The sequence below is a fragment of the Vibrio sp. 1069 genome (assembly GCF_033340555.1).
This window is the reverse complement of record NZ_JAWOWP010000007.1, coordinates 201,199-213,997: the sequence shown is the minus strand read 5'-3', so window position 1 is coordinate 213,997 and position 12,799 is coordinate 201,199. Positions and strand designations below refer to the sequence as shown.

Below are 12,799 nucleotides of genomic sequence, written 5' to 3'. Positions count from 1 at the left end.
AAGTTGTACTTTTTTGCGCTTAACATACAGAGCATTAGCCAGAATCATTTTTGATCGATTATCCTATTGGAAATGCTCCCACGAATTGTAATTCAAAATGAAAAATTACCAACTGGTTTTAGCCTCAACTTCCCCTTTTCGTAAACAACTGCTTGAAAAGCTCTCACTACCATTCGTTTGTTTATCACCTGATTGCGATGAAACACCTTTTGACCAAGAAACGCCAACTGAACTTGTGCAGAGACTGGCCCAAGAGAAAGCAATATCTTGCCAGACGGATAAAGCAAGTTTAGTTATCGGCAGTGACCAAGTTTGTGTCATTAATGGTGAAATCGTTGGCAAGCCTTTAAATAGAGATAACGCGATAAATCAACTTTTGGCTCAAAGTGGAAAAGTCATCACTTTCTATACTGGTCTTGCGGTACATAACACCGTGACAAACCATACAGAAGTCGGCTTTGATTCTTTCGAGGTGCACTTTAGAGATTTAACGCTTGAACAAATCGAACGCTACGTCGACAGGGAAGAACCTTTTTACTGCGCAGGCAGCTTTAAAAGCGAAGGCATGGGAATTTGCTTGTTTACGAAATTAGTTGGTAAAGACCCGAACACACTTGTCGGACTACCATTGATTGATTTGATTGATATGTTGCATGTTCAAGGACTCGATGTCCTTTAACCCAAATACGATAAAAGGGAGCCTGTGGCTCCCTTTTGCATCCGCGAGGAAAACATGGTTACGCGTTTCTTAAACCCGCCAACACTTTTTCTAGTTTCGGTTCCATCGGTGCGTTGATTTCCATCCACTCATCATTTGATGGGTGTTGGAACTTGATGTTTGCCGCGTGTAGGAACAAACGATCTAAACCAACTTGACCTGTATAAGCATCAAAGCGGCGATCACCGTAGCGATCATCCCAAGCGATTGGGTGACCAGTGTATTGCGTATGAACTCGGATTTGGTGAGTTCGACCAGTAATCGGACTCGCCTGAATCAATGTAGCTTGTTCGAACTTTTCCAAAATCTTAAAACGCGTTTCTGACGGCTTACCATTAGGGTTAACACGAACAATACTGTTCACTTCGTTTTTGAGCAGTGGCGCGTTCACAACCTTACAACTGCTTTTCCATTGCCCCATGACAAGAGCTAAGTAAAACTTCTTTACTGTCTTTTCACGAAACTGGGCTTGCAAGTGACGAAGTGCAGAACGCTTCTTAGCAACCAGCAAAATCCCTGAAGTATCACGGTCAATACGATGCACAAGTTCAAGAAAGCGAGCTTGAGGACGCAGAGCCCTAAGCGCTTCAATCGCACCAAACTTTAAACCACTGCCACCATGCACAGCGGTGCCAGATGGTTTGTTTAGAATCAACATATGATCATCTTCGAAGATAATCATATTTTCCAACTCAGCGACTTTGTTAAGTTTCGTACTTGGTGCGACATCGTCATCTTTTTTCTCGACGGTAACCGGTGGAATACGAACGAGATCGCCTGCTTTTAACTTGTACTCTGCTTTTATACGCTTTTTATTTACGCGCACTTCGCCCTTACGCACAATTCTGTAAATCATGCTTTTAGGAATGTCTTTTAATTGGTTGCGCAAAAAATTATCAATGCGCTGACCCGCCATATCTTCGTCAATGTCGACGAACTGGACTTTTGTTCTTATTTCGTTCATGAGCCGTATTGTAAACTCAATTTCGTGCGACTTCACATTATTCTTGTCGTAAAAGAAACACTCGGTGGCACATACTGGTCTAAATTTCGCCAAGCTTTTGTTTAAATTATTAAAACTCTCAATCAAGTTCTCAATTTGTTTTCTGTCTTGAACAGTTTGCACATCTCAATTGCTTATGAAACAGCCAGTTATAAAATAGAAATTTTGAGTTTAGCGGCAAATTTTCTATCGTTTGCGTGAAAGCAGATTGCTGATAGCCACGCGCACTGCTATAGTTCACAGCTGCTAAGGAAGGTTTGGTTACATTTTATTCATTACCAATCATTTATCCTCAAGCAATGTGAGTAGATCGTTGAAGGTCGAGTGCAGCATTGGCGTGAGACACATCGAATTCAACACTCTTGCCACCCTACTCCTCGCATATTCACGTTGAGTACCTACCGCCCAAATAGCGGGTCACAAGTCTACGTTTCCAACAGAAACCACAAGAGGCTTGTGATGACTGAAGTGCCCGAGAGCATCCCCTTCCAGCCGGGAGGCTGCAAAATACAAGCCATGGGATCAGGCACCGTGAAAGAGCGAAAAAACAGTGGCAAGTCGACAAGAAAGATATAAAAGAAAAGACAACGAGAATTTTCAATGAAAAGAATGTTAATTAACGCAACTCAAAAAGAAGAGTTGCGTGTCGCTCTGGTTGATGGCCAGCGACTTTTCGATCTTGATATCGAGAGTCCAGGTCATGAATCTAAAAAAGCGAATATCTACAAAGGACGTATCACACGTATCGAACCAAGCTTAGAAGCCGCATTTGTTGATTACGGCGCCGAGCGTCACGGTTTCCTCCCTCTCAAAGAAATTGCCCGCGAATATTTCCCTGAAGGTTACACCTACCAAGGTCGTCCAAGCATCAAAGAAGTGCTAACGGAAGGCCAAGAAGTTATCGTTCAAGTGGAAAAAGAAGAACGTGGAAGCAAGGGCGCAGCTCTTACTACTTTCATTTCTCTTGCTGGTAGTTACCTTGTTCTGATGCCTAACAACCCTCGTGCTGGCGGTATTTCTCGTCGAATCGAAGGTGACGAGCGTACTCAACTAAAAGCCGCATTAAGTACTTTGGAACTGCCTCAGGGCATGGGCCTAATCGTACGTACTGCTGGCGTTGGCAAGAGTGCTGAAGAGCTTGAGTGGGATTTGAATGTACTACTTAACCACTGGGGTGCAATCAAAGGTGCAGCGGACTCTAACCCTGCTCCATTCTTAATCCACCAAGAAAGTAACGTTATCGTTCGTGCAATCCGTGACTATTTGCGTCGTGATATTGGCGAAATCTTAATTGATAGCAACACCATCTACGAACGTGCAAAAGAGCACATTCAATTGGTGCGCCCTGATTTCCTTAACCGCGTTAAGAAATATGAAGGCGAAGTTCCACTATTCAGCCACTACCAAATCGAAAGCCAAATTGAATCGGCTTTCCAACGTGAAGTGCGTCTGCCATCTGGTGGTTCTATTGTTATTGACCCGACTGAAGCACTAACGTCTATCGATATCAACTCTGCTCGTGCAACCAAGGGCGGCGATATTGAAGAAACAGCTCTAAACACGAACCTAGAAGCAGCCGACGAAATTGCTCGCCAATTGCGTCTACGTGACTTAGGTGGCTTAGTGGTTATCGACTTTATCGATATGACCCCAGTTCGTCACCAACGAGAAGTAGAAAACCGTCTACGTGAAGCCGTTCGCCTTGACCGCGCTCGTGTACAAATCGGTCGTATTTCTCGCTTTGGTTTGTTGGAGATGTCACGCCAGCGCTTGAGCCCTTCTCTAGCAGAAGCAAGCCACCACATCTGTCCTCGCTGTAGCGGAACTGGTGTCGTTCGCGACAACGAATCTCTAGCACTTTCTGTACTTCGTTTAATTGAAGAGGAAGCGCTAAAAGACAACACAGCACAAGTACTTGCAGTCGTACCTGTGCCAATCGCCTCTTACTTATTGAACGAAAAACGTCGTTCAGTAAACCATATCGAACGCATTCAAGAAGTGAAAATTACGGTTGTTCCTAACTCTGATATGGAAACACCGCACTTTGAAGTTATCCGTGTTCGTGAAGGCGAAGAGTTCGATCTGATTTCTTACTTACTTCCTAAGAAACTGGAAGCAATGAAAGAAGCAGAAGGTAAAGAGCCAGCGGAAGTTGACGTAAAACCAAAACGAATTGAAGAGCCAGTTCTTAAAGGCTTTGCTGCTCCGTCTCAAACCGCACCTGCACCAGCAGCTAAACCAGCTCCTGAGGCGAAGAAGAAAGAACAAAACGTTGAACAAGAAGAGAAACCTGGATTGTTCAGCCGTCTGTTTAAAGCACTTGGTAGCTTCCTATTCGGTGGTTCTGAAGAAACAAAAGAAGAACAGAAACCTCAGGAAGAGAAAAAACCAAATCGCGATAATCGACGTAATAAGCGTGATCGCAACGATCGTCGTCGCAATAACAACCAGCGCGATAATCGTGATAATCGTGATAACCGCGACAATCGCGATAACCGACGTCGTCGTAAGCCTCGTGATGAGCAAGCGAATGAGCAAAACGAAGCTCAACAACAAACCAATAAACAGCAAAACCGCAACCAAAAGCGTAAGCCTAAAGCTCAACAAGCAGACAAAGCCCAAGAGCAAAAAGCAAATGCAAAAGTAGCGGAAAAAGGCCTGCAGCTAGCGGCGGAAGCTCGAACTGAAACAAAACCAGAAGAGAGCAAACCAAAGCAACAAAACGCGAAAGCAGAAAAAGTGAAGGAGCGTCGCCAACGTCGCAAACTGAACAAGTCTGTACGCGTTAAAGACCAAGAAGCGGTTGAGAAGAAAGCAGAAGAAACGGCGGTTAAGACTCAAGAAACGGTTGAAACCAAAGTTGAGAAGCCAACAGAAGCAGCGGTAGAAGCACAACAAGACAACAAGCAAGCAGAGTCTAAGCAACGTCGTAATCGTCGTTCGCCACGTCACCTGCGTGCAAGCGGCCAGCGTCGTCGCCGTGGCCGTGATCGCCGCCCTAACCCGTTCCGCCTACGTAAGGGAGGTGTCGCTTCTCCTGAAATGGCTATGGGTAAAGTAATGCCACGTTACATTCCGAAACCAGCACCTAAGAAGGAAGAGCGAGTTAAGGAAGAAGCTGTAGCAGCAGTACCTACAATCCAAGGTGGCTTTGCGTGTCCAGAAATGGCAATGGGTAAAGTGATTATTCGTCGCGAGCAACCTGTCGTAACAGATGCGCCAGTTGTTGAACACAAGGTTCAAGAAACCGTTGAAGCGAAAGTGGAAGCTCCAGTAGTAGAAGCACCTGTTGTTGAAACAGTAATCGCAGAAAAAGCTGAATCGGCAGTAGTAGAAACAGCATCGGTAGAGCCTATCGTTGAAACTCCTGTAACTGAACATGCTGAACCGGTTGATGCCATTGTAGAAACGGCACCTACTGAAGAGCCTATCGTTGAAGCAGCAAAAGAGATTGTAGCCGAAGCGCCAGTAGATAAACCAGAGCCTAAAGTCGAAGCCATTAAAGTTGCTGCTAAGCTAAACGCTAGCGCACCGATGACGAAAGCACCTGGCCCTCAAGAGCTACGCGAAATCACGGTTGCAGCAGCGCCGTTCAAAACCGAACGTTACCAAGCTAAAGGTGCAGGTAGCCAAGTGGCTAAAAACCGTGCATCGGCAGAGATGACAAAGCCTAACTTTAACTAGGCTAAATCATTACGTTCAACTGCTTAACGGCATAAATAAATTAAAGGCTACCATCTGGTAGCCTTTTTTATCTTCATATTTGCCCAATAAATTGTTCATATAAATACCAATTCGTGATCACATTTGTACGCCATTATTCGTATCATTCTTGAACTTAATCACACTTTTCGGTAGCATGCGCCGACTCAAGTTTTCGACACCATTCTGATGCTGCTCTTTTAATACTACGGTTTACACTGCAATGTTTGATTAAAAATCAACCTTCCAGTGGCTTGTGCAAATACGAATATGTGTCGGGTTTAACTCATTGCAAAGAGAACTTAAAAACAAACATGTTCGAATTTCCCCAATTTTCTAAGCACTCCGTAAAAAATGATGTGCTATCAGGCTTAACCGTTGCGCTAGCATTGGTTCCTGAAGCTGTCGCATTTGCGTTCGTCGCAGGCGTAGATCCGATGGTCGGTCTTTACGCTGCATTCATCGTTGGTCTTATTACTTCCATTTTCGGTGGTCGTCCTGGCATGATTTCTGGTGCAACAGGTGCCATGGCAGTCGTAATGGTTTCGCTTGTCGCGACTCACGGTGTCCAGTACCTATTCGCAGCCATCATGCTCGCTGGTATTCTTCAAATTGCCGCTGGTATGTTTAAATTGGGTAAGTTCATCCGTATCGTACCTCACCCTGTGATGATCGGTTTTGTGAACGGTCTGGCTATTGTTATCTTCCTAGCTCAGTTGGGTCAGTTTAAAGCGCCAGACATCAACGGCATGCTTACTTGGCTACCACAAGACCAGATGCTGCTAATGCTTGGTTTGGTTGCGCTGACTATGGCAATCATTCACTTTCTACCAAAAATCACAACAGCTGTACCCTCTTCACTTGTTGCGATCGTAACGGTGACGGCTTTAGTGGTTGGCTTGGATCTGGAAACTCGCACTGTTGTTGACTTCCTGCGTACAATGTCTGGTGATGAAGCTGCAACACTCGCAGGTTCACTACCAACCTTCTCTATTCCTGCGGTACCATTTACACTAGAGACACTACAAATCATTCTTCCATACGCGATCATTCTCGCGGCCATTGGTCTAATTGAATCTCTACTAACACTGACAGTTTTAGATGAGATGACGAATACTCGTGGTCAATCTAACCGCGAATGTATCGGTCAAGGTATGGCAAACATGACGTGTTCTGTGTTTGGCGCAATGGGTGGTTGTGCGATGATTGGTCAGTCGATGATCAACGTAAACTCAGGTGGTCGCGGCCGTCTATCTGGTATCGTTGCGGCTATCGCTCTATTGATGTTTATCTTATTCGCTTCTTCGCTAATTGAAATGATCCCACTCGCTGCTCTGGTTGGTGTGATGTTCATGGTTGTCATTGGTACATTCGAATGGGCAACATTTAAGCTAGCACGCCGCGTACCGAAGCAAGACTTCTTCGTTATTGTTCTTGTGACCGTTGTTACTGTTCTTACTGACCTTGCTGTTGCCGTAGCGGTTGGTGTTATCGTTTCTGCATTAATGTTTGCATGGCAACACGCTAAGCACATCTATGCCGACACGTGCTTAAACGAGGAAGGTTCAAAAGAGTACAAGATTCACGGCCCTATTTTCTTTGGCTCTGCGGCTAACTTCCTGGAGTTGTTTAACGCGCCTGAAGATCCAAAAGATGTGATTGTCGATTTTGCAGACTCTCGCGTGACAGATCACTCTGCAATTGAAGCCATTGAAACACTGGCTGAGCGTTACAATGCTCAAGGTAAAACGCTGCACCTTCGTCACCTAAGCCCAGATTGTCGTAAACTTTTGGACAAAGCTGGCAGCTTGGTTGAAATTAACGTGAAGGAAGACCCAAGCTACAAAGTCGCAACCGACATACTAGCGGGTTAACACGAATAAAAAGGGATGAGCTGAGCTCATCCCTTTTTCTATTGTCTTCAAGCACGGCGATTACAGCTTCTTCAAAATTGCGTCTGATGCCTCTTCGATTAAATCAAGCACCAGTTCAAAGCCATCTTCCCCACCATAATATGGGTCCGGGACTTCGTCGTAACCTGACTCAGAATGACTTAAAAATAACGATACTTTGTGTCGATACTTCAACGGACAAATATCCAATAAATCGGCCAAATTTGCTTTATCTGCGGCTAATATAAGGTCAAACTTTTCAAAGTCATCAATGGTGACTTGGCGCGCTTGCATTCCTTTAAAAGAATAACCTCGCTGCTTTCCTGCTGCCATCGCTCTTGAATCCGGTCGGTTTCCTGCGTGGTAGCCAATTGTACCTGCCGAATCAACCTCTACTTCAACGCCTAGCTTTTGAGCTTTCGCTCTTAACACTGCCTCTCCAGTTGGTGACCGACAAATGTTTCCCATACAAACAACAAGTATTTTCTTCATTTTATTCCCTGAATTATCGGTGGTTTTTCTTCACGATATGTTGGTCTATCATAGCGAGATAAATCAATGAACCCAAATTAGCTTGGGCACAGCACGAAAAGGAATTGAGGAAGTATTATGTCTATCGAAGAAAATAAAGAAGCACGCCATAAAGCTCGCCAACAAAAAGTCAAAGAACAGGTAGACGCAAAAATCGCTGCTGCTAAAGAGGAAAAAGGTCTGCTACTGATCATTACCGGAAATGGTAAAGGTAAATCGACATCAGGATTCGGTACGATCGCACGCGCAGTGGGTCATGGTTTGAATTGTGCTGTCGCGCAGTTTATTAAAGGTACTTGGGACAACGGTGAGCGCAACCTACTTGAGAAACTCGGCGTTGAATTCCAAGTAATGGCAACCGGCTTTACGTGGGAAACTCAAAACAAAGCCGCTGATACCGAAGCAGCGCAAGGCGTATGGCAAGAATGTAAGCGCATGCTGCAAGACGACTCTATCGATGTCATCTTGTTTGACGAGCTAACTTATATGGTGAGCTACGGCTACATCGACTTAGACGAAGTGGTCGAAGCACTGAGCAACAGACCTAAAATGCAGTCGGTTATTATTACTGGGCGTGGCGCACATCGAACCCTGATTGAAATGGCCGATACCGTTTCTGAAGTGAAAAATGTAAAGCACGCATTTGAATCTGGCGTAAAAGCCCTCAAAGGCGTCGATTGGTAACACTCGCAGAGTAATTTAAAAAGGGTTGGCAAAATGCCAACCCTTTTGATTTTCACGCACGGTTAGTTGAAAAGATTCTTCAATAAACCATCGACCGCATCTTTGGTTTTCTCGTCTTTGATTTTGTCCGTTAGCTTCTCCACGCCACGATCGATTTCTTTTTGAGCTTTCTGCTTCAGAACATCATCGAATACGAGCTTGAATTTAGGATCTGCCCACTTACCAGACACATTGATTGGAATCGTGATGTCTTTCAGCTCATCTATATCTTTACCGCCCTGGCCTTCTAGGCTGCCTACAACTGACGTGCTGATAGTAAAGTCGACTGTTTCATTGATGTAGTTTGCGGTACCTTTACCACGAACACGTAACAATGGAGACTGAGCTTGCATATTATCCGTTGATACAACACCTTTGTTGAGTTTCAATGTCGCCGTCATCGCACTGAAGTCTGTTTTCTTAGCTACATTGGTGCCTTCAACTTTTTGCCCTTTAAATTTCGCATAGTTTTCACGAATCAACTGAGCAACGTTGATGCCATTCACCGCACCGTCAGCAAAATTGATAACAACCGTACCAGATAGATTCTTCTTGATACCGGTAGGCGTGAGACTCTTACCTGTAACATTCACATCAATGTTACCTGTCCCTTCAAGTTTGTCGTTTTCAGCAACGTCTATAAGTAGCGGTTGAACTTTCACGCCTTTGATTGACTTTTTAACACTGTAAGTCGCTGGTGATTGGCGTGCATCTAACTTCGCTGTCGCTGAGATTGAGCCTTGGTACAACTTCGAACTAAAAGATGTAAGCTCAAACACGCCACGATTTACAGTGAAGCTCGTTTTTACCGCTTCCATCTTCGCATTTGCCGCTTTGAATTTGTCGATGGTAATGTCACCCTTTACATCTAACGTTTTCAACGCAGACAAATCAGGCTCAACCTCAGGTCCGGCAGGAGCACTCTCGCCACCAGAAGCAGGCTTATTACCTTCGGCAGCTTGCTTATCTAACCCTAAGAACTCATCAAGATCGATATTGGGGCTATGGAGAGCAAAGCGTACTTTAGGAATATCACCGAGTGCCACATCAGCCTTACCATCTAAGGCGATAGCATTCGCTGTTAACTTCTCTAGAACAAAACTCAGATGGTTTTTCGTTAGGTCGAAAGACAGATCAGACACCATGTCGACTTTCATCGGGGACTGAGGTAAGGCATCACCCTCAAAAGTCGATTTAAGAGTTAACTTATCCAACTGTACTTTGCTGATAGCCTTGTCCACGCTAAGTTGACCAGCACCCTGCATATCTAACTTCATACCACCAGCGTCACCCTTAATGGCATAAGTCAGGTTATTTACTTTATCGAATTCAAACGTGTCTAAACCGATCGTTGCCGATTCAATTTTATTGGCAGGGTCAGAGTATGTCGCATCAAAGTTGATGTTCTTTAGCGCGTAGTTTGCCAAACCTTTTTCTAGCTTAAAGTCTGCCTGACCTTTCGCGGTGAACTTTTGGTCGTTCATTTCGCCCTTCACGCCAAAATCAGCCGTTGTCCAGTTGTCAAAAGCGAATTCGGAAAGGTTTAATGAAATATCATAAAGTTTGGTGTAACTACCGGCTTGCTTATCCTGCATTTCTAATGAACCGTTAGAAACCGTAACGCCAGCAAGATTAATACTCCACTCAGAACCAGAAGTTTGCGTTTCACCATTTTGCGTAGGCGCAGCATTGCTCTCTTGTTCTGCTTGTTGTGTTTGGGCTTTCGTCAATGCATCAATATTCTTGCTGCCATCTTTCTTGGTTTCAATGTAGAACTCAGCACCATCAAGCGTGACGTTTCCAATTTCAAGCTGTTGACTAAAAAGTGGCATAACAGAGATGTCTATACCAACGGTATCAACTTTGAATAAATTGGGTTTACTAAAGCCTTGTGGGTTTCGCAATTCTGTATGTCCCAACTCAAAGCCAATCGATGGGAAAAATTGCCAACTGATATCCCCTTCAATCACCAACTCTAATCCCGTTTGCTTTTGCGCTTGCTCAACAATAAGGGGTTTAAACTGATTCGGATTGACGAAGATGGTTAACGCTAAAATTGCGACCAAAATGACCACAATCGGTATTGCTAGAATTAAGAGCAGTTTCTTCATTTGTTTTTCCTTGCTCGAGTGTTTTTACAATTATAAGCGCAGACTCCATTTGCCGCTGACAGTTCCACAAAAGCGTGAAAAGTGTCTGGTTTTAACCTGCAACTGACTAATTTAAAAACAAAAAAAAGAAGTGGCACTTAAGGTGCCACTTCTTCTCCTAAAAATAAAGCGATATAGCCGTCTATAGGCTTAAGCTTTCAAAAGTCTTGCAATGTGAGCTTTTAATACATCAATTGCGATACGGTTTTTACCACCGCGAGGAACAATAATGTCCGCATATTGCTTAGAAGGTTCGATAAACTGCATGAACATCGGACGTACTGTTTGTTGGTATTGCTTAAGAACAGACTCCATAGTTCGGCCTCGTTCTTCCACATCACGCTTAACACGGCGAAGCAAGCAAATATCTAACGGTGTGTCCATAAATACTGTCGCATGCATCAAATCACGAAGACGAGGGTCTGTAAGAAGAAGGATACCTTCTAGAATGATCACCTTTTTAGGTGTCATTGTGGTGGTGTTAATTGTTCTTGTGTGCTCAGTGTAGCTGTACTCAGGCACTTCTACTGCTTCACCACGTACCAATTTTTCTAGGTGCTCACACAGTAGGTCGTGGTCCAACGCACTCGGGTGATCGTAGTTCGTCTTTACTCGCTCTTCCATGCTTAGGTGGCTTTGGTCGTTGTAGTAGCAATCTTCCGTGATGACACCGATTTGATGATCGCCTACTTTCGCGCGAAGCTCATTATAAATAGTGCTCGCGATCAGACTTTTTCCAGAAGCAGAAGCGCCAGCAATACCTACGATGACGCATTGATTATTATCAGACATTAGTTTGCACCCGATGATGATTTCTAGTCACATAAAAAGATAAACTGCTTGATTATAGGGAGTTCACCCCATAGTTACTAGTTGGAATTAGGGTTTAGTCATAAGTTTCTGCCTGCTCAGAGGATTACCCTCCGAGCAAACGTTAAAATGTGCAATTATCAACCAACAGGCATAGTAAACTTAGTTCACCATTGTAAAGCTAATCGCATCTGGTTTTGCTTTGCCTTGCCAAAACATCGTGCTACATACGCGATCGGCAAGTTGCTTATAATACCCTGCATGCTCACTTTCTGGGCGTCTTGCTACCGTTGGCACGCCAGCGTCAATATCTTCTCGCATAGAGATATGAAGCGGAATTTGTCCTAACAATGCTAAGCCAAATTCTTGCGACATTTTTTCAGCTCCGCCCATACCAAAAATATGCTCTTTCGCGCCACATTGACTACAAATGTGATAACTCATGTTTTCCACAACACCAATAACCGGGACATGGACTTTGTTAAACATTGCCGCTCCCTTCCTTGCATCGGCAAGGGCTAAATCTTGCGGCGTTGTGACTAGCACGCTACCTGTTACCGGAATTTGTTGTGACAGAGTCAATTGAATATCCCCCGTACCTGGCGGCATATCAATCACCAAATAATCCAAATCTGGCCAATCTGTTTCAGTTAATAACTGCGACAATGCTTTTGAAGCCATTGGACCGCGCCATATCGCCGCTTCTGATTTATCCACCAAATAACCGATAGAATGAGTATAGATGCCGTGAGCAAAAATGGGTTCCATCCACTTGCCATCACGAACTTCTGGTTTAGCATCTTCTTGCCCCAACATCATAGGTACAGACGGACCATAGATATCTGCATCCAACAATCCCACTTTCGCCCCAGATTGAGCAATCGCCAACGCTAAGTTAACTGCGGTAGTAGATTTACCAACGCCACCTTTCGCAGAACTGACGGCAATGATGTTCTTAACACCCTTAACCGAGTTAGCCACTTGAGTTTCTAAAGCTTTAACTCCAAGGCGAATATTAAATGGGAATTCAGCCACTTTACCCGAGGCTTGCTGCTGTTTGATCCAGTCATGCAGTACGGTTTGAAGCTCATTACTTGCGAATGGCAACGTTATATCAATAGAACCCTGTGTCGTAATCGAAATTGCGCCATGAATATCTGCCCAGTTTTCCACCAACTGTGGATGTTGGAATTGGTTAAACCAGTGACAAAAATCTTGTTTTGAAGTGAACTGATGCATAAGCCCTCCTTTTAGATGTCATGCTACCACC

General features: G+C 44.3%; 9 protein-coding genes. 4 read left to right on the top strand and 5 right to left on the bottom strand.

All coding sequences use genetic code 11. The features are described from left to right. The first annotated feature begins 97 nt into the window (after positions 1-97). Positions 98-679 carry a Maf family protein gene (locus tag R7040_RS13515; RefSeq protein WP_005380845.1) on the top strand — a complete coding sequence of 194 codons (582 nt, stop codon included), beginning with the start codon at positions 98-100 and terminating at the stop codon, positions 677-679. A 58-nt stretch (positions 680-737) separates the two neighbouring features. On the opposite strand, the gene rluC is transcribed toward R7040_RS13515, so the two are convergent. After that, positions 738-1,682: a 23S rRNA pseudouridine(955/2504/2580) synthase RluC gene (rluC, locus tag R7040_RS13510; RefSeq protein ID WP_021033985.1), complete on the bottom strand. Its 945-nt coding sequence runs from the start codon at positions 1,680-1,682 to the stop codon at positions 738-740. A gap of 639 nt (positions 1,683-2,321) precedes the next feature. On the opposite strand from rluC, the gene rne reads away from it, so the two are divergent. Together rne and R7040_RS13500 are read left to right on the top strand one after the other, a co-directional pair. Further along, a complete protein-coding gene (gene rne / locus R7040_RS13505; protein WP_158174067.1) occupies positions 2,322-5,405 on the top strand; it encodes a ribonuclease E in 3,084 nt (1,027 codons plus the stop codon). Positions 5,406-5,737: 332 nt separating this feature from the next. Continuing rightward, the gene (locus tag R7040_RS13500; RefSeq protein WP_005380840.1) at positions 5,738-7,297 is read left to right on the top strand and encodes a SulP family inorganic anion transporter; all 1,560 of its coding nucleotides are present in this window, start codon (positions 5,738-5,740) and stop codon (positions 7,295-7,297) included. Between the two features lie 60 nt (positions 7,298-7,357). On the opposite strand, the gene R7040_RS13495 is transcribed toward R7040_RS13500, so the two are convergent. Beyond that, on the bottom strand, positions 7,358-7,807 hold the full coding sequence (locus tag R7040_RS13495; protein ID WP_025767219.1) for a low molecular weight protein-tyrosine-phosphatase: 450 nt from the start codon (positions 7,805-7,807) through the stop codon (positions 7,358-7,360). Positions 7,808-7,924: 117 nt separating this feature from the next. Here R7040_RS13495 and cobO point away from each other — a divergent pair, with 117 nt between their 5' ends. Beyond that, positions 7,925-8,530 (top strand): cob(I)yrinic acid a,c-diamide adenosyltransferase, encoded by a 606-nt coding sequence (gene cobO / locus R7040_RS13490; RefSeq protein WP_065274711.1) that lies wholly within the window; start codon positions 7,925-7,927, stop codon positions 8,528-8,530. 62 nt (positions 8,531-8,592) lie between these two features. Here cobO and R7040_RS13485 read toward each other — a convergent pair whose 3' ends face one another. The 3 genes from R7040_RS13485 to apbC form a co-directional block, all read right to left on the bottom strand. Beyond that, a complete protein-coding gene (locus R7040_RS13485) occupies positions 8,593-10,680 on the bottom strand; it encodes an AsmA family protein (protein WP_225466534.1) in 2,088 nt (695 codons plus the stop codon). Between the two features lie 189 nt (positions 10,681-10,869). Further along, complete coding sequence (gene udk / locus R7040_RS13480; protein WP_005380833.1) at positions 10,870-11,511, bottom strand: uridine kinase; 642 nt, start codon at positions 11,509-11,511, stop codon at positions 10,870-10,872. Positions 11,512-11,691: 180 nt separating this feature from the next. Next, entirely contained in the window at positions 11,692-12,768 is a 1,077-nt protein-coding gene (gene apbC / locus R7040_RS13475) for an iron-sulfur cluster carrier protein ApbC (protein WP_005380830.1), read from the bottom strand. Positions 12,769-12,799: the final 31 nt, after the last annotated feature.

Coding starts and splice junctions, on each gene's coding strand:
- R7040_RS13515 (WP_005380845.1), top strand. CDS start 98: ATGAAAAATTACCAACTGGTTTTAGCCTCAACTTCCCCTTTTCGTAAA.
- rluC (WP_021033985.1), bottom strand. CDS start 1,682: ATGAACGAAATAAGAACAAAAGTCCAGTTCGTCGACATTGACGAAGAT.
- rne (WP_158174067.1), top strand. CDS start 2,322: ATGAAAAGAATGTTAATTAACGCAACTCAAAAAGAAGAGTTGCGTGTC.
- R7040_RS13500 (WP_005380840.1), top strand. CDS start 5,738: ATGTTCGAATTTCCCCAATTTTCTAAGCACTCCGTAAAAAATGATGTG.
- R7040_RS13495 (WP_025767219.1), bottom strand. CDS start 7,807: ATGAAGAAAATACTTGTTGTTTGTATGGGAAACATTTGTCGGTCACCA.
- cobO (WP_065274711.1), top strand. CDS start 7,925: ATGTCTATCGAAGAAAATAAAGAAGCACGCCATAAAGCTCGCCAACAA.
- R7040_RS13485 (WP_225466534.1), bottom strand. CDS start 10,680: ATGAAGAAACTGCTCTTAATTCTAGCAATACCGATTGTGGTCATTTTG.
- udk (WP_005380833.1), bottom strand. CDS start 11,511: ATGTCTGATAATAATCAATGCGTCATCGTAGGTATTGCTGGCGCTTCT.
- apbC (WP_005380830.1), bottom strand. CDS start 12,768: ATGCATCAGTTCACTTCAAAACAAGATTTTTGTCACTGGTTTAACCAA.